We start from the raw sequence: 17,296 nt of genomic DNA, 5'->3' as shown, positions 1-17,296 counted from the left end.
GCGGCGCTGCCGCGTTGGCTGGCAGGGTCGTCGCCGGTCTTGCCACCGGCTGTTCGATGAACTGCGCATCGCGCAGTTCATCGACCCCGGGTCCAGCGCCTCGCTGGTCCGGGTCCAGGGGTGGACAACCCCTGGTCGGGGTCCGGGGTGAAACCCCGGGGGGGCGCGACGCTCCGACTAGAGGATCATGAGCTTCCACGGCGACGTCGCGGGGTCGTAGCCGAGGGCGAAGGTGCGGAGCTTGTAGGCGTCGTAGCGTGTCTTTTCTTCGGAGAGGGCGGTCGTCACGATGCCTGCGGCGGGGGGTTGACCGAGGGCTTGATCGATGGCGGCTACGCGATCGCCCGAGGTTACGATGTCGTCGATGTAGATGACGGCTTCGTTGGGCATGGGTTTGCCGATGGTGATGAGGTTTTGCGCGAGGTCGTGCGCGGGGTCTTCCTCGTAGCTGAAGCGCGGGCGCATGGCGTCTTTGTGCACCACGCAGGGACGCACCTTGCCGAAGCCGAGACGTTCGAGCTCGAGGGCGAGGTCGCGGCTTGGCCATCGGTCGGTCGTGCGGTTGCCGCGCACTACGTTGGCGGCGGGGATGGGCACGAGGGCGATGTTTGGCTTCGTGATGCTGAGGGCTGTGCGTACGTCGCGCTCGTGGACGGCGACGATGTCGGCGACGTAGGCGTAGGCGCTTGCGGGCGTCTCCAGGCGCATCATGGTTCGGCCTGGGTGGAGGGGGTGCTGGATGGAGCTTGGGATGGGCTCTTTGCGCTGGTTCGTCACGAGGTAGACGAGCCCGCGCATCGGGTTCGCGTTCAGCCCGGCCAGGGGAGAACCCAGCTTGTAGTACGAGCCGACGGCGTACCCGGGGATCCGCCTCAAGACGTCGTCCCTCGATTCATGCCCACGCGCGACCTTAGCGCGCTCCGTCGCACCTCTGCTACCCCCATGGCGCTGCTGGGGCGTGGACTTCCCCTCTCGACGGTCGGGACGCTCCCTGGGAGCATGATATAGCGTTGCCAGCGAAACGAGGCGCGATCACGTGAGCCGGACTGCATCCAGAAAGCGGCGCAAGGCAGGTAGCTTGGGCGTGTTCGTCGTGGCGCTCTTGGGCGGGCTTGGGGCGCTCTTGCATGCGTGCAAGGCGGACCGTTGGCTCGACGACTTTGCCTCGCAGGGATCGGGGGAAGGGACGAGTCGCCCGCGCCCGACGGCGACGCTGGGCCCGTCGGCGGCGCCTGGGCCCAAGGGGAGCCCGGCGCGTGGGGGTGGGGGAAAGCCTGCGGATGCGAGTGTTCATCTCGCGCTTGGCGTGCCGACGGACGACGATCCTTCGGACGACTACGTGATGCGCAAGCCGCAGTACGCGCTCTCGTACAATGCGGACCAGAACGTCGCGAACTGGGTGAGCTGGCAGATCAACGCGGGCTGGTTCGGGGATGCGCCGCGGCACAAGGGGAAGTTCATGACAGATCCGGAGCTGCCTTCGGGCTTCTACCGGGTCACGCACGACGACTACACGGGCTCGGGGTACGACCGGGGGCACATGGTGCGCTCGGAGGAGCGGACCCGTTCGCCCGAGGACAACAAGGTCACCTTCCTGATGACGAACATCCTGCCGCAGTACCACGACCTCAACGCGGGGCCTTGGCTCCGGCTGGAGGAGCACTGCGAGGACCTCGGCAGGAAGCAGGGCAAGCAGCTCTTCGTGATGGCGGGCGGCGTGCTCAAGCGGGGGAAGAAGGCCTCGAAGACGATCGGCAAGGGCGTCGTGGTGCCCGACACGTTCTTCAAGATCGTCGTCGTGCTCGAGCCGCGCGAGGGGCCTGCCGATGTGACGGAGTCGACGCGGGTGATCGCGGTCCTGATGCCGAACAAGGAGGGCATCCAGGACGAGGGCTGGGAGAAGTACCGGACGACCGTGGACGAGATCGAGAAGCGGACGGGGTACGACTTCCTCCCGGCTGTGGATGAGGACGTCCAGGAGGAGATTGAGGCGAAGCGGGGCGACTAGGTCTCCACCAGTTTGGTGGTGACGCCGAGCCACACGCCCGACGGGTGCCGGCCGAGGACGAGGGCGTCGATGTCGACCTTGCCCACGCGGTAGACGCGTAGCTCTGCGAGCTCGCGCTGGAGCAGGTCGACGAGCGCGCGGAAGCGGCCGGACCCGTCGTCGTCGCCCTCGACCAGGCCCTCGAAGAACGACGCGAGCGACGTCTCTTCGACCGGCGTGTCCGGGGGCAGGCCGCGCGCGTGCAGCACCACGCTCGGCGTCGGCTCCTCGGCGCCGAAGCGGTAGGCCTCGATCGGGAAGTCCGACTCGCTCGGGAACAGGAGGCCGGCCGCGGCCTCCTCGATGGACTGCATCAGCGGTTCGACGTCCTCACCCAGCATCTCCCTCGGCTCCTCCGTGTCCGCCGCATTCGAGGCGCGCATCCCGGACGTGTCAAGGCGGCGCGCTGCGGGGCCAGAGATCTTTCCGAGGGCTTGTGCGTCTACGAGCCCACCCCATGCGCCCGCCCCGTCGCTCCTCGGCCGCCTTTGGCCTCTTCGCTGCCCTGCTCGTCGCACCCGCCGCCGCCGCCGCTGCGCCCGCGCGGAGCTCGGCCGTCGCCCTCGATCGAGGCTCCCTCGTCGCGTACGTCGCCGACGCCGACAACGAGGCGCTCCACCGCGTCGATCTCGTGAGCGGTTCGGTCGCCACGACCCCGCTCGGCTGCGCGCCCGCCGAGGTCCTCGTGCTCGGCGAGGATCGTGTCGCCGTGAGCCTGCGCGGCTGCAACGAGGTCCAGGTCCTCGACCTCGACGCGGCCGGCGAGGGCACCGTCGCCGCGCGCGCGGTCGTCCCGGCCGAACCCTGGGGCCTCGCCCAGGGCCCGCGCGGCGCGCTGCTCGTCACCTCCGCGTACGGCCGCGCCCTCACCGCGCTCGACGGCGAGTCCCTCGCAGAGCGCTTCTCCTTGCGCCTCCCGCGCGAGCCGCGCGGCATCACCGTCACGCCCGACGGCCGCCGCGCGTTCGTCACGCATGCCGCGGGCGACGCGCTCTCCGTCGTGGATCTCGACGGCGGCGAGGCGGGCGAGGCGCCCGTCGTCCGCGCCGTGCGCGCGCTCGGCGGCAGCTACCGGAACCGCGTCGATGCGATGGTCGGAGCGAACACCCTGCACCCGACCTCGTCCCTCGCGTACGCGGCCGTGCTGAATGAGAGCGGCACGCGCCTCTTCGTCCCGCACCTCGTCGTGCAGAACGGCGAGAGCACCACCCGTATCGTCGCGGGCGGTTATGGCGGCGTCGCGATCGAGGAGGACACCTCGGTCCCCACCGTCGCGGTCCTCGACGTCGCGCGTGAGCGCACGCTCGGCGTGACCGACGTCGCCGCGCAGAAGAACTTCGTCAACATCGCGGCGAATGCCTTCATGGGGAGCGCGGTCGCGCCCGCTGGCTCTCCCGCGCGGCAGCCGCGCGCCGCGGCAGTGCTCGGCGACGCGCTCTTCGTCGTCTCGCACGGCACGGGCGAACTCGTCGAGCTCGACGCGCGCTCCCTCGATCCGGCGCTCGCCCCGCGGCGCGTCTTCCCTGTCGGCGAGGGCCCTTCCGGCATCGACGTCGATCCACGCACGGCCATCGCGGTCGTCTGGAACCAAAGCTCGCACGACCTCTCCGTCGTGAGCCTCGTGTCCGGCGCCGTGGACACGTTGCCCGTCGCTGTGGATCCGCTCCGCGAGGACCTCTCCCGTGGCCGGCGCCTCTTCCATGCCGAGGGCGACCGCCGCATCTCGCGCGACGGCCGCGCCTGCGCGAGCTGCCACCCCGAGGGGCGCGAGGACGGCCTCGTCTGGCGGCTCGGGGACGGCCCGCGACAAACGATGGCGCTCGCGGGCCGCGTCGAGCGGGGCCCCTACGGCTGGCACGGCATGCACGCGAAGCTCGAAGACAACATCGCCGAGACCCTCACGCGCCTCGGCGGCTCGGGCTTGCCGGCGGAGGACCTCGCCGCGCTCGCGAACTACCTCCGCGAGGGCCTCTTCGTGCCGCGCCGCGAGGTGAAGGATCCCGGCGCGGAGGCGCTCGTCACGCGCGGGCGGGACCTCTACACGTCGGAACAACTCGGCTGCAACGGCTGCCACGGGCTCGATCACGGGACGAGTGATCGCGTGGTGCACGACGTCGGCTCGCGCGCGAAGGACGAGTCGCACGCCGCGTTCCGCACGCCTCCGCTCGCCATGCTCGAAGGCTCCGCGCCTTACTTCCACGACGGCCGTTACCCGACACTCGAAGCCCTGCTCGACGACAACCTCGATCGCATGGGCCAGACGAGCCACCTCACGTCCGAAGACCGCGCCGCCCTGCTCGCCTTCCTGAGGACCCTGTGAAGACGTACCTCCTGCCCCTGTTCGCCGCGTCCCTGCTCGCGTCCGGCTGCGCGAAGCCCGCGCCCGAGGCCGCCGCCGTGCCCGAGGTCGCGGTCGCACCCGCGTCCGCTGCCGCTCCCGCTTCCGCTCCCGCTTCCGCTCCCGCTTCCGCTTCCGCTTCCGCTTCCGGAGCCGCCTCCGCGCCCGAGTCCCCCGCGTTGCCCGAAGAGATGCGCACCATCCTCGGCAAACGCGGGGGCCAGAAGATCACCCTCACCGTGGTGCATCCGCGCCACGTCGTCTTGCTCGTGCAGGGGGACAAACGTGTCCTCGGCTCGAACGAGGTGGCCCTCGCCGTCGACCCGAAGGAGCCCATCGCGTGGGAGACGACCGACCGCCAGACGCTCGAGACGATCCGCGGCGAGGCGTTCGTCGACCTCCGCGACGACGGGCGCTTCGACGCGGCCACGCTCCGCCCGACCACGCTCCTCGCCGCCGTCGCGGAGGAGGCCGAAGGCCGCCACGCGTGCAAGGCGTTCGAGGGGGCGCGCGCGGGCTTCGACGTGGTTTGTCGCGTCGAGTCCCTCACCGTCGCGGCCGCGCGCACCTTCGGCGAGGCCCCGCTCGATCGCATCCAGCACGTTGAAGCCAACGAGCAGACGTTTTTCCGCATGGAGCTCGATCCCGGCGCGGACGGCGTCGACGCTACGGTCCTCGGCTACTCGGCCGGGGGGCGCGGGCACGTCGTTCGCGCCGAGGCAAGCAGGCTCCCCGGCGAGGCAGGGCCCGCGCTCGTGCTCCTCTCCGAATCACGGATGCAGCCCGTCCGCATGCCTCGTTTTCCGCCGCCGCATCGCCATCCCCCCCGCTTCCCCCACTTCGATTGATCCTGGCGCGCGCTTCCCGCAAGCTCCCCCCGATGCGCCACGCCCTGCTCCTCGCGCCTCTCCTCGCCGCCGCCTGCAGCGCCGCGCCCTCGCCTCCCGCGGGCCCCACGACGGTCGCCGATCCCGGCTCCGTGCTCGTCGTCGTCGACCCGCCGCCCGCGGCCACGACGCCCGTCGAGGTCGCGGCGCCGCCGCCTTCTGCGCGCGGGGATCTCGAATGGGCCATCTTCGGCGACACGCCCACCGTCGCATGGGCGCCCGACGGCGTGCGCCTCGCCATCGCGAACCAGGTGAACTACCTCCACACGCCCGCGCCGGCCGGCCAGGCGGGCATCGACGTCGTGCACGTGGAGACCGGCAAACGCACGCGTGTCCACGAGGGCCCCGGCTACCACCCCGTGTGGCTCGGCGACGATCGGATGGCCTTCGGCTGCTCGACCTACGAGTGCGACGACGCGGGGCAGGGCATCTACCTGCTCGACCTGGGCAAACGCGCGCGCCGAGCGCTCGAGCACGGCGCCTACCACACACGCGCCGGCAAGGACGGCGGCGTGATCTTCTTCTCGGGCTTCCCCGAGTCCGAGGGCTGGATGAGCTGGGATCTGCGCAGCGCGAAGCCCAAGCGCATCAACGGCCCCGAGGACGCGTGGAAGGCGCCGGCCGCGCCGCTCGCCGATCAGTGCCCCTCCAAGGTCGGCGAGCGACGCGTCGAGCAGCGCGACGATCAGGTCTTCGTGGTCGACGCCGCGACCCGCCACGCCATCGTCACCGCGCCGCCCTGGTACCTCGCCTGGCCCGGGAACCGTGGCGCCATCCAGCCCTGTTTGTCTCCGGACGGCAGGTTCGTCGTGTACTTCTCCCAGCGCGGCGGCGCGGGCTTCGTCGGCGTGCGCCCGTTCGACGCTCCTTGAGAAGATCCGCCGCCCGAAGAGCGGCCGCGTTCGTCCTCCTCGTCCTCCTGCCGCTCGCGACCTCGCCGTTCACGGTCGACCTTCGCCCGCAGAAGACGCTCGTGCTCGCGCTCGCGCTGCCGCTCTGCGCGTGGGGCGCGCCCTCGCTCGTCGCGGCGCTCGCGCTCGCGGCCGGCCTCGTCGCGTGGCTCGTTTGGCCTGCCGCGCCCTGGGAGATCCTCGCCGTCGCGGCCGCCCCGGCCGTGTTCGGCGCGCTCGCGGAGCTCGTCGCCGAGGACCGGGCCTTCGTCTTGCGCCTCGCGCGCCGCGCCGTCCTCGCGACGAGCGCCTTCGCCCTCGCGGGCGTGATCGGCCTCGTCCCGTTCGAGACCGGCGCGTTCCGCCTGCCGTACCCGGTGCTCGTCGGCACGTTCGGCAACCCGAACCATCTCGCGGCCTTCCTGTTGCTCGTGCTCCCGCTCTGCGCCGCCGATCGCGCCGCCGCCACGCGCCGCCCCGACCGGATCGAAGGGGCGATCGCGCTGATCCTTGGTGCCACAACGATCCTCCTCTGCCGCTCGCACCTCGCGGTCCTCGCGCTCGCCGCCGAAGGGCTCGTCCTCGTCCCCCGCGCCGCGCTCGCCGCGCCCCTCGCGGGCCTCGCGCTCGTCCCGATCGCGTTCACCTCGGAGGGGTTCGTCCGCGCCTTCGAGGGCCGCCTCTACCTGCTCGTCGTCCACGCGCGTGGTCTGTGGGGGAAGACCTTGCTCCTCGGCGTCGGCCCCGACGCGATCGCCCCCCGTTTCCTCGACTGGCAAGCCGAGCACCTCGCCGCGCACCCCGACGCCGCGCCGTTCTGGACCTTCCCGGAGCACCCACACGACGACGTCGCCGCGCTCGTCCTCGCCTTTGGCCTTCTCCCCGCGGCGCTCGCGCTGCTCTTCGCGCGAAAGCGCCTCCGCCTCGCGCCCGCCTTGCCCCGCGCCGAGCTTCGCGCCGCGTGGATCACCTTCGCCCTGCTCGCGCTCGGCGCCGGCCTCTCGGCCTCGCCGGCGACCTGGATCGCGGCGCTGCTCGTGCTCGCGTGCACCTTCCGTGCGCGTACCCTCGCGCCCGCGTCCTTCGCCCTCGCGCGCGCGGGCCTCGCGTGTGCGCTCGCCTGGGCCCTCGTGGCCTTCGCGCAGTTCCTCTCGGCCTACCACCACCGCGAGGCGCTCCGCGCAGCGACGACCTCACGCGACACGCACGCCGCGCTCCACCACACGCGCGCCGCGCGGGTCTTCCCGTTCGATCGAGGCCGGCTCCTTCACCTCGAAGGCCGCCTCCTCCTCGAAGCCGGCCGTCCGCGCGACGCCGCCGACGTGCTTCACGAGGCCGCGCGCCTGCTCCCGCACCCAATCGTCTGGAAAGCCCTCGCCGCCGCCGAGCGCGCCGCGGGCAGGCCCGACGCGGCCGTCGCCGCCGCACGCGCGTGGCTCCGCTACCGCCCGGGGGATCCCGAAGCGAAGGCCCTGATCGAAGGCCGATGACGGTGTTTTACTTGGTGGAACCGAACGACGTGTCGACGAGCAGCGCCTCGGGGATGGGATCTCCCGTCAGCGTCTCCAGGAACGCGACGATGTCGTCGATCTCCTGCGGCGTGAGGTTCAGCGGCACCATCAGGGGATCCTTCGTGCCGGCGAAGTCCTTGTCAGCGCCGCCCACGTTGTAGAACTCGACCACCTCGCGCAGCGTCGCGAGGTGCCCCGTGTGCATGAAGGGCCCCGTCTTTGCCACCGAGCGCAGCCCCTTCGTGCGGAATGCGCCGGTGAGCTTCTCGTCCTTCGTCACGCCCTTGCTGCGGTCGATGCTCGGGTCGTCGTTGTAGATGCCCTTCGTGCTGAAGTCCCAGCCGAAGTAGACGTCGAGCGCCTGGAAACGCCCCGGATCACCGCCCATGTCCGGCGGCAGCACGTGCTCGCCGATCTGCGGCACGCCCGTCACGTGGAAGTCGTTGTCGCTGAACGTCGGGCCCGTGTGGCATGCGACGCAGGCCGCTTTCCCCACGAAGAGCCCGAGCCCGCGCTTCGCGTTCTCGCTGATCGCCGACACGTCGCCGGCCACGTACCGATCGAAGGGCGCGTTGCCGCTCTGGAGCAGCCGCAGGTAGGCCGCGAGGGCCTTGCCGAAGTTTGCGTAGCCGCGGTTGATCACGGCGCGATCCTCCTCCGGCATGCCCTTCCACACGTCGGGCGCGACGGTCGGCGACGCGATCATCGGGAAACGCGCGGCGTCCGGGTGCATCGGATCGAGCGCGGGGTCGAGGTCCGGCTCGAAGAGATCGTTGTACGCCGCGCGGTAGTCCGCCTGCTGGTAGAGGAAGTGCACGATGCCCGAGCGGTCCGTGCCCATGACGAACTCGGCGGGCACGAGGCACTTGCCCCAGAGGTTGTCGTTGTAGCCGACCCAGCCGAACCAGTCCGTGTACGTCGCGACGTTCACCAGCGTCGGCGCGTTGCGGATGAACCAGTCGATCGCGATCGACGTGTTCGCCGGCTTCGAACGCGTGTCGACGAACCAGTCCGTCTTGATGTGGCAGCTCTCGCAGGAGACCTTGCCCGTCTCGCCCACGTTCCCGAGATCGTTCGCGACCTTGATCGGCCCGGCGTACCCCTTCTCGTAGAAGAGCCGCTGCCCGAGCTCGGCCGCCTTGGGGTTGTCGGCGAACGCGTTCGTCGTGTCCGCCTCGAGCGGCGGGAGCGGCGAGAGTTTTTCGATCTCGGTCCACTCCTCCGGCAGGAAATGCCCGTCCACGAGCTCGCCGCTCTCATCGCCGCAGCCGCCGAGGGCCGCCGCCGAAACCACGCACAACCACAGCCACCTTCGCGCTCGCATGGGAAAACCTCCTCGCACGCGCTCCGCGCGCTCCCCCCTCGTGCTCGCGCATCGTAACGAACGCGCGCAGGCAGCGATAGCCGGTTCGTCGCGCGAGCGCCGTGGTTTGGCGAGGTTCCCTAACGGTACCCTTCGGCCTGCAGCGTGAACATCCGCGCGTACCGTCCGTCCTGCGCGACGAGCTCGGCGTGGGTTCCTTCTTCGATCACGCGGCCGCCGTCGATCACGAGGATCCGATCCGCCATGCGCACCGTCGGGAACCGGTGCGACACGACGAACGTCGTGCGGCCCTCGGCGAGCTTGCGGAACCGCTCGAAGACCGCGTGCTCCGCCTCTGCGTCGAGCGCGGCCGTGGGCTCGTCGAGCACGAGCACGTCGGCCTCCTCCCGCATGAACGCCCGCGCGAGCGCCACCTTTTGCCATTGCCCGCCGCTGAGCTCCGTCCCGTCCTTGAACCACCGGCCGAGCTGCGTATCGAGACCACCCGACAACGTCGCGAGCACCTCTTCGGCGCCGCCGCGCGTGATCGCCCGCGAGAGCCGATCCACGTCGCCCATGTGCGGCGTGCTCCCGAAGCCGACGTTCTCCCGCGCCGTGAGCTGATAGCGGTTGTAGTCCTGGAACACGACGCCGATGCGGCGCCGGAGCGCGTCGAGATCCCAATCGACGAGGTCTTTCCCGTCGAGCAGGATGCGCCCCTCCGTGGGCGTGTAGAGCCGCGTGAGCAGCTTGATCAGCGTCGTCTTGCCCGCGCCGTTGTGCCCCACGAGCGCGACGCTCTGCCCGCGCGGCACGAACAGATCGAGCTTCGACAGCGCGAGCTTCTCCTGCCCCGGATACCGGAAGCTCACGCCCTCGAAGCGGATGCCCTGCTCGCGCCCCGCCTCGGAGGGGAGCGCGATCTTCGGCGCGCTCGACCCGTCGTTCGTGGGGATCGCGAGGTACGAGAACAGGTTCGACATGTACAGGTTGTGCTCGTACATGCCGCCGAGCGACGACAGGATCGACTGGAAGGCCTGCTGGCCCTGGCGGAACGAGATGCCGTAGAGCACGAGGTCGCCGAGCGTGAGATCACCGCTCGCCGCGCCGAGCGCCATCGACGCGTAGCAGGCGTAAAACGCGCCCGTGCCGAGCAAGGACAGGCCCCAGCCGAGGCTCGCGCGTTGCACCGCGAGCGTCCGATCCTCGCGGTAGAACTTCTCCCCGAGCGTGCGGTACCGATCGAGCAGGAGCGGGCCGATGCCGAAGAGCTTGACCTCTTTCGCGTGCGCGTCGTTCGCGAGGACGTACTCCAGGTAGTTGAGCTTCCGCGCCTCGGGCGAGCGCCAGTTGCGCAGCCGGAACGCGAGGTTGCCGAGCTTCACCTCCGCGATCGCCCCGGGCAGCGACGCGAGCGCGAGCGCGAGCACCGCGAACCCGCTCCAGCGGAAGAGCAGCGCTCCATATCCTGCGAGCGTCACCAGGCTCTGCACGATCCCGAATGTCTCGGTCACCATCGCGAGCGGCCTCGACGAAGCCTCGCGCCGCGCCCGCGTGAGCTGATCGTAGACGGACGGCTCCTCGAAGTGCCGGAGCTCCAGCGAGAGCGCCTTTTCGAGGATCTCCCCGTTGATGTCGAGCCCGAGCCGCGCCCCGATGAGCGAGCGCAGGAGTCCCATTCCGCGCTGCACGAGCGCGAGCGCCGCCACGAGCGCGAGCTCCACGAGCACCCAGCGCAGCGTCGCCTCGCGGGAATGCGCGGCCACCGCGTCCACGATCGCCTTGCCCACGTACGCCACGCCGAGCGGGAGCACCGCGGCGGCCAGGGTGAGCGCGAAGAGCGTGATCGTCGCGAGCTTGGCCGACCGGAACAGGAGCAGGAGCGTGCGCGGCGTATGCTCGAAGCTCCCGCGCAGGCGGGCGAGGAGGTTCGGCTTGGGATTCGGCTCGGACATCGCCGTCCCATTCTTGCGCGGCCCTCGCCAAACCGCCCGTGCGGTTCCTGGCGTCCACCATCGGGAGCGAGAACGAGCACATCCCGGCTGTTGACGTCTGGGGCCCGCCATGGTCAAGCTGGCGACCAGCGCTGGGATCGTTCGCTCGGCCCCCGCGCCCCTTGCTTTCTTTTCCGACACGCGACGACGCCGAGGCGAAAACGATGGGTGGACGCTGGCACAGGTTGGGGGTCGCCCTCGTGGCGGTGGTGTGCTCGTCGGCTTGCGCGATGGGCGTGGTCGACGAGAGCTCGGGCGGCAGCGAGAGCAGCGGCTCCGGCGGCTCCGGCGGCGTCTCGGCGGGCGGCTTCGGCGGCTCCGGCGGCGTGACCGGCGACGGCGGCGCGGGCGCCATGGGCGGCGCGGGCGGCGGCGGGTCCGCGGGCGGCGCGGGCGGCGCGAGCAGCTCGAGCAGCTCGGGCACCGGCGGCAATCCGAACTGTGGCAATGGCGTGATCGATCCGGGCGAGCAATGCGACGGCGCCGATTTCGCCGGCAAGACGTGCGCGAGCATCGGCCTCGGATCGGGGGATCTCCTGTGCAACCCGTTCTGCGGCATCGTCGCGAGCGGCTGCGTCCCCAAGGAGGCCTGCAACGATTTCAAGGACAACGATCAGGACGGCCTGCTCGATTGCGCCGACGACACGTGTTTCATGGACGCCGCGTGCCTCGACTCGTGCTTCGCGCCCAAATCGCTCTCCGTCCCCGGCTGGTTCAACGGCGACTCCTCGGGCCGCCCGAACCTCCAGGCCGCCTCGTGCTCGCCCGCGAGCGGCCCCGAGGTCATCTTCGAGGTCCTGATCCCGCAGAGCGGCGTGTTCGTGGCCACGGTGGATAGCGGGGACGCCGATTTCAGCGTCTCGCTCCGCACTACCTGTAGCGATCCCGCGAGCGAGATCGCATGCAACGACGACCCGAACCCCGATGGCGGCAAGACCGACAAGGTCACGCTCGAGGTCGTCCAGGGCCAGAAGCTCTACGTCGTCGTCGACGGCGCCGCGGGCAGCGCCGGCTTCTTCAATCTCAACGTGGATGTCCCTCCGCCCGAGTTCTTCTGCTCGGATTTTTGGGACGACGATCAAGACGGCTACGTCGATTGCGACGACACCACGCAGTGCCAGGAAACGTTCGAATGCGAGCCGGGCGCCGGTTTGCTCGGCACGCCCTGCATCGTCCCCTCCGATTGCGCGGCGAACGCGAAGGATCCCGCCTGCCTCCAGGACTGGCTCGGGTTTCCCGACGGATATTGCACCGAGTGGTGTGATCTCGCCGCGCAGGACTGCCCCGGCGACGGCCATTGCGCCGACCTCGGCTTCGGCAGCGTGCACGGCATCTGCCTCGACGGCTGCACGACCGACGCGGATTGCCGCAGCGGGTATGCGTGCGTCGACGAGGGATACCCGACGAAGGTCTGCCGGCAGGGGCCCGAGCTCGCCTGCACGAACTTCCAGGACGACGACAACAACGAGCTCAGCGATTGCGAGGACCCGAGCTGCCAGGCCACGTCGGCCTGCAAGCCCGGCTCGAAGGCCGCCGGTCTGCCCTGCACGAAATCAAACGAGTGTTACGCCGGGCAAAACGATCCCATCTGCCTCCACCAGGACTGGTTCGGAGCGCCGGGCGGCTACTGCTCCGAGTACTGCCACTTCATGGACGATTGCGCGCCCGGCTCGATCTGCACGAGCTGGTTCTTCTTCCCGAGCGGCGCCGGCACCTGCATGCGCACCTGCCAGACCGACGCCCAGTGCCGCCCGGGGTACACCTGCCTGGATAGCGGCCTCAACGAGAAGTTTTGTGTAGCTTTTTGACTTAGGAGCTCGTCATGCGCGAACGAATGCGTCTCTTCGATACGGCCCCTCGGCGCGTCGCCCTCGCGGCGCTCGCCGTCGCGCTCCTCGCGCCCCTCGCGCCCGCCGCGTGCGCGGCGAACGGCGGCGGCACGGGGTTCGACGGGGATGGAGGCAACACGGGCCAGGGCGGCGCGGGCCAGGGTGGCACGGGCATGGGCGGCGACGATCTCGGGTTCGACGCCGGAAACCAGGGCGGCGCGGGCGGCGAGGGCGGCATCATCAACTGCGATCCCAAGGGCACGGAGGACGACGTCGACGGCGACGGCTTCACCGAGGCCGAGGGCGATTGCAACGATTGCGACAAGCACAGAAACCCGAACGCCGTCGAGGTGCCCACCGAGCCCGGCAAGGAGGCGTTCGACGAGAACTGCGACGGCACCATCGACGAGGTGGTCGTCTCCCTCTGCGACGACGCGCTCGCCCTCGACAGCATGGATCCCCTCGACGGCGTCCGCGCCGTCGAGCTCTGCAAGGTCTCCCAGGGCTTCGGCGATTGGGGCGTGGTCTCGGCGCAATGGACGATGGCGGACGGCTCGCCGCCCCCGCTCGGGAGCGAGGTGAACTTCCACCTCGGCCACGGCCTGCTCAACGGGTTCGGCCCGAACATCACGACCCGCAAGGGCCAACGCTTTCTCGCGCTCTCCAGCGGCACCGCCCGCCAGCCCACGGATCCCAGTTATCAATCGGTCGGCGGCTTCGACAAGTCCTACATGGGCAACCACCCGCAGGGCTTCCCCAAGGAGTCGCCCGCGTGCCCCAACACGACCACCGGCGAGCCGCACGACGTCGCCGGGCTCGAAGCCGTGATCCGGGTGCCCTCGAACGCCTATGGCTTCTCGTTCGACTTCAACTTCTACACCTACGAGTGGCCGGACTACATCTGCAGCCAATTCAACGATTTCTTCGTCGCGCTGCTCACGCCGATCCCGCCCGGGCAGAACGACGGCAACGTCTCCTTCGACAGCCTGGGCAACCCCGTCAGCGTCAACAACTCGCTCCTCGAGGTCTGCGGTTGTCCGGGAAACCCGCCCAACCCCTGCCTCGCGGGCGACAAGACCTTCCAGTGCAGCCTCGGCAACGTCGACCTCATCGGGACCGGGTTCGGCTTTGACGGTGAAGACGGAATGGACCACGCCTCGACCGGCTGGCTGAAGACCCAGGCCCCCGTCAAGCCCGGTGATCAGATCACCCTCCGGTTCGCCGTCTACGACTCGGGCGACGGTGGCCTCGACACGACGACCCTCATCGACAACTGGCAGTGGATCGCCAAGCCCGGCACGACCGTCGGGACGGCGCCCATCCCCAAGTAAACAAAGGGACGAACCGGAGGCGCACGGTTGGGCCTCCCACGCGGCGGTCCTTCGCGCTACCATCCCCGGTTGATGTCCCTGTCCCCGGCCGAAAGCTTCGACCGATATGTCATCGAGGAGCGCCTCGGGGAAGGCGCCGTCGGCGAGGTGTACCGCGCCATGGACACGCGCCTCCGCCGCAAAATTGCGCTCAAGGTGCTGCGTCGGGATCCCGAGATGGAGTCCGAAGCTTGGGACCGCAACGTTGCGCGCATGCTGCGCGAGGCGCGCGCCGCCGCTGCGCTCACGCACCCGAACATCGTCGCTGTCTACGACGTCGGCGAGCACGAGGGCGTCCCGTTCATCGCGATGGAGCTCGTCGCGGGCAAGACGCTGCGCTCGTCGATCGGCCGCGACATCTCGCAAGGCGAGCGCATCGAGCTGCTCCTGCAGGTCGCGTTCGCGCTCGCCGCCGCGCACGCCGAGGGCGTCGTGCACCGCGACGTCAAGCCCGAGAACGTCATGGTCCGCGAGGACGGCGTGGCCAAGGTGCTCGATTTCGGCATCGCACGCCGGCTGCCCGGCGGCCTCACGAACACACAGGACAGCGGCGTCTCGCGTCTGTCGCGGCTCACCGGCGACGGGAGCATCGTCGGCACGCCCGCGTACATGGCCCCCGAGCAGCTCCTCGGCCACGAAATCGACGCGCGCGCCGATCAGTTCTCGTGGGGCGTCATGGCGTTCGAATTGATGGCGGGTCGGTTGCCCTTCCGCACGGACGGCGGGGGCCTCGGGCTCGTGACGTCGATGCTGAACGACGAACCACGCCCGCTGGAAGGCGCGCCGGAGGAGCTCGCCGCGATCGTCCGCCGCACGCTCTCGAAATCGCCGGACGAGCGATTCTCCTCGATGGAGGATCTCGCCGAGGCGGTCGCGGGCGTCATGGCCTCGGTGCTCCCGCCGCCGCCGCCGATGCGCAAGAAGATGCTGTCGTCGGGGATCCGGCTCGTCTACGCGCAGGCCCCGGAGGCCGCCGCGCCCGCGCCCGAGCCGCCGCCGCCGCCGAGGACGAACCCCATTCTGATCGTCGGCGCAGCGGCGCTCGCCGTGGGCCTCTTCATCGGCGGCGTGCTCTTCTTGCTCCAGCGCAGCCAGGCCGAGACCCCCCAGGCGCCCGCCGCCCCGCCCCCCGGGGCCGCCGCGACGAACGCGCCCTCCGGCCGCTGATTCAGGGTTTTTTCGTCGCGTCCGTCTTGGCCTTGTCGGCCGCGGGCGCCTTGGCCTTGTCGGCCTCGGGCGCCTTGGCCTTCTCGTCGGCCGACTTGCCCGCCTTGTCGGCGAGGTCCTTCGCGCGCCGCTTCACGAACACGTCCGGATCCTCTTGCATCGCGACGAGCAGCTTCTTCCCGTCGGGATCCTTCTCCGCGACGAGCTCGAGCGCCCTGCCGCGCGCCATTCCGCTGTTCGTGCGGGTCTCGAGGATCGCGCGCGCCACGGCGAGCGCCCGCTTCTTTTGCGCGTCCGACGCCCCCGGCTGCCGGTGGAGGTAAAACAGCGCCGACGCCATCTGCGTCGACTTGATCGTCCCCTCCTTCGCGCGCTTCTCGATCTTGTCGAGCAGCGGATCCCACTCCGCCTTGCACCCGCCGCCTTGCGGGTAGAACGAGCAGAGGTAGGCCGCTTCGCCCGACACGTCGTCGGCCGCGTCGTCGACGAACCCGAGCCACATCTTGCACGACTCGGCGGCGCGGGTCGGCGGCGTCCCCGTCCAGAAGGCCGACATCGCGGCCTTGCGCACGACCACGTCCTTGTCGTTTGTCGCGATGTCCTTCACGAAGTCGTAGAGCGTCTCGCCGTTCGAGAAGAGCATCCGCGCGAGCAGGCTCGTGCGCATCTGCTGCACCGGGTGGTTTTTCGCCATCCCCTGGATCCGCTCGCCGAGCCCGGTGTCCGCGTGCTTGATCCCGCCGACGACCCCGCCGAGCTCCTGCGCCACGGTCTTGTTCGCCTCGCCCTCGGCCACCACGAGGATCCGCTCGGCGAGCGCCTTGTCGTTGCGGAAGGCCTTTCCGCGCTGCGAGAGCGCGCGGCTGCCGAGCCAGCGCACCTGCTCGTTCGGGTCCTCCAGGAAGCTCACGAACGTCGCGTCGGCCTTGCCCTCGCGGATGAGGTCGCTCTCGAGGAGCGCCTTCATCTCGGGGCACATCGAATCGAACCCGTAGGTGCCCCACTTGCAGCCGAGCGTCTTCTTCGCGAGCTCGACCACGGCGGCGTCGTTCCCGGCGGCCTCGATCCCCTTGGCGCTCGGCTTCGCCTCCGTGGGCGCCGCCGATCCGGCCGGATCCGGCCCCGACGAGCCTTTGCTGCACCCGAGCCCGAGCCCTGCGAGGAGCGCGATCGCGGCGATCACGCGCGTGGAAACCATGTTCATGCCCCCTCCTTACCGCATTTTCGGCGGAGCGTGGGCGAGCGCGCTCAGGCCGCGGCCACCTTCTGCGCGACCTGCTTCGGCCGGCGGATCGGGGGCAGCTCCTGCGTGAGCAGCGCCGATCCGAGCGCGAACCCTGCCAGCGAGAGGCGCAGCCGCAGCGCGTCCACGAGCCCTTCCTGATGGAGCGCGCTGACGGTCTTGCGCACGTCGCCGCGGCGCACCTTGATGGCGATCGAGAGCGTCTCCAGGTCCATGGTGCGGCCCTCGGTCTGGGCCTCGGCGAGGGCACGGAGGATGTAGGGCGCGATGTCCTTGGGCGTCATCATGATGATCGCACCCTACCCCCTGTGCTGAACGTGTGCACAGTTTGTGGAGATGATTTTTTGTTCAGGTCTTCGTGGTGGCTTGCGTCACGAACCCTGAAGCTCTGTCCCATGTTGGGTGACGCGAGGGGAGGGCATTCCGTGATAGCCTCGGCGCTCCCTTTTCGCACACGGGAGGACTTCGCATGAAATCGAATCGCTTGTGGGGACCGAAGCTCGCCGCATTCTCGTTCCTGGCGTTGACCGGTCTCGTGGCGTGTGGAGGCGACGAAGGCGGATCCGGCGGATCGGGCGCGAGCGGCGGATCCGGAGGCCAGGCGGGCGCGGGCGGGGAAGGCGGCGCGGGCGGCGGCGGGATGGGCGGCGAGGGCGGCGGCGGTGGCGGCGGGATGGGCGGCGAGGGCGGCGCGGGAGGAATGGGCGGCGCGGGCGG

The 17,296-nt window shown here is 70.3% G+C and carries 15 protein-coding genes; 9 read left to right on the top strand and 6 right to left on the bottom strand.

From position 1 onward, the window contains the following. Positions 1-177: 177 nt before the first annotated feature. Positions 178-876, bottom strand: coding sequence for a hypothetical protein (locus tag QHF89_RS48420; protein ID WP_136973338.1), 699 nt, complete (start codon positions 874-876; stop codon positions 178-180). 208 nt (positions 877-1,084) lie between these two features. On the opposite strand from QHF89_RS48420, the gene QHF89_RS48415 reads away from it, so the two are divergent. After that, positions 1,085-2,008: a DNA/RNA non-specific endonuclease gene (locus QHF89_RS48415; RefSeq protein ID WP_136973340.1), complete on the top strand. Its 924-nt coding sequence runs from the start codon at positions 1,085-1,087 to the stop codon at positions 2,006-2,008. On the opposite strand, the gene QHF89_RS48410 is transcribed toward QHF89_RS48415, so the two are convergent. Beyond that, the gene (locus tag QHF89_RS48410) at positions 2,005-2,430 is read right to left on the bottom strand and encodes a nuclease A inhibitor family protein (RefSeq protein ID WP_284721952.1); all 426 of its coding nucleotides are present in this window, start codon (positions 2,428-2,430) and stop codon (positions 2,005-2,007) included. The genes QHF89_RS48415 and QHF89_RS48410 overlap by 4 nt on opposite strands. 74 nt (positions 2,431-2,504) lie before the next feature. Here QHF89_RS48410 and QHF89_RS48405 point away from each other — a divergent pair, with 74 nt between their 5' ends. The 4 genes from QHF89_RS48405 to QHF89_RS48390 are packed head-to-tail and all read left to right on the top strand — an operon-like array spanning position 2,505 to position 7,652. Beyond that, a complete protein-coding gene (locus QHF89_RS48405) occupies positions 2,505-4,367 on the top strand; it encodes a hypothetical protein (RefSeq protein ID WP_136973337.1) in 1,863 nt (620 codons plus the stop codon). Next, on the top strand, positions 4,364-5,233 hold the full coding sequence (locus QHF89_RS48400) for a hypothetical protein (RefSeq protein WP_284721951.1): 870 nt from the start codon (positions 4,364-4,366) through the stop codon (positions 5,231-5,233). The genes QHF89_RS48405 and QHF89_RS48400 overlap by 4 nt, the downstream gene beginning before the upstream one ends. Before the next feature lie 32 nt (positions 5,234-5,265). Next, complete coding sequence (locus QHF89_RS48395) at positions 5,266-6,144, top strand: TolB-like translocation protein (protein WP_136973334.1); 879 nt, start codon at positions 5,266-5,268, stop codon at positions 6,142-6,144. After that, positions 6,141-7,652, top strand: coding sequence for a hypothetical protein (locus tag QHF89_RS48390; RefSeq protein WP_136973333.1), 1,512 nt, complete (start codon positions 6,141-6,143; stop codon positions 7,650-7,652). Before QHF89_RS48395 ends, QHF89_RS48390 begins: the two co-directional genes overlap by 4 nt. Positions 7,653-7,659: 7 nt before the next feature. Here QHF89_RS48390 and QHF89_RS48385 read toward each other — a convergent pair whose 3' ends face one another. Beyond that, complete coding sequence (locus QHF89_RS48385) at positions 7,660-8,997, bottom strand: cytochrome-c peroxidase (protein ID WP_136973332.1); 1,338 nt, start codon at positions 8,995-8,997, stop codon at positions 7,660-7,662. A 119-nt stretch (positions 8,998-9,116) separates the two neighbouring features. Then, positions 9,117-10,931 carry an ABC transporter ATP-binding protein gene (locus QHF89_RS48380; RefSeq protein WP_136973331.1) on the bottom strand — a complete coding sequence of 605 codons (1,815 nt, stop codon included), beginning with the start codon at positions 10,929-10,931 and terminating at the stop codon, positions 9,117-9,119. A gap of 203 nt (positions 10,932-11,134) precedes the next feature. On the opposite strand from QHF89_RS48380, the gene QHF89_RS48375 reads away from it, so the two are divergent. The 3 genes from QHF89_RS48375 to QHF89_RS48365 all read left to right on the top strand — a co-directional run bounded on the left by QHF89_RS48375 (position 11,135) and on the right by QHF89_RS48365 (position 15,336). Next, the gene (locus tag QHF89_RS48375; RefSeq protein ID WP_284721950.1) at positions 11,135-12,778 is read left to right on the top strand and encodes a hypothetical protein; all 1,644 of its coding nucleotides are present in this window, start codon (positions 11,135-11,137) and stop codon (positions 12,776-12,778) included. 14 nt (positions 12,779-12,792) lie between these two features. Then, complete coding sequence (locus QHF89_RS48370; RefSeq protein WP_136972926.1) at positions 12,793-14,130, top strand: choice-of-anchor L domain-containing protein; 1,338 nt, start codon at positions 12,793-12,795, stop codon at positions 14,128-14,130. Between the two features lie 72 nt (positions 14,131-14,202). Beyond that, positions 14,203-15,336, top strand: coding sequence for a serine/threonine-protein kinase (locus tag QHF89_RS48365; RefSeq protein ID WP_136972925.1), 1,134 nt, complete (start codon positions 14,203-14,205; stop codon positions 15,334-15,336). A gap of 1 nt (position 15,337) precedes the next feature. On the opposite strand, the gene QHF89_RS48360 is transcribed toward QHF89_RS48365, so the two are convergent. Further along, positions 15,338-16,540: a hypothetical protein gene (locus tag QHF89_RS48360; protein ID WP_284721949.1), complete on the bottom strand. Its 1,203-nt coding sequence runs from the start codon at positions 16,538-16,540 to the stop codon at positions 15,338-15,340. A gap of 44 nt (positions 16,541-16,584) precedes the next feature. After that, positions 16,585-16,866 carry a hypothetical protein gene (locus tag QHF89_RS48355; RefSeq protein ID WP_232379906.1) on the bottom strand — a complete coding sequence of 94 codons (282 nt, stop codon included), beginning with the start codon at positions 16,864-16,866 and terminating at the stop codon, positions 16,585-16,587. A gap of 182 nt (positions 16,867-17,048) precedes the next feature. On the opposite strand from QHF89_RS48355, the gene QHF89_RS48350 reads away from it, so the two are divergent. Beyond that, on the top strand, positions 17,049-17,296 hold a 248-nt coding region (locus QHF89_RS48350), incomplete at its 3' end, for a hypothetical protein (RefSeq protein WP_284721948.1).

The organism is Polyangium sorediatum, assembly GCF_029946465.1.
In the GTDB taxonomy this organism is placed as follows: Bacteria; Myxococcota_A; Polyangia; order Polyangiales; family Polyangiaceae; genus Polyangium; species Polyangium fumosum.
Note: the sequence above shows the minus strand (reverse complement) of the source record. Positions and strands in the feature narration are given on the sequence as shown.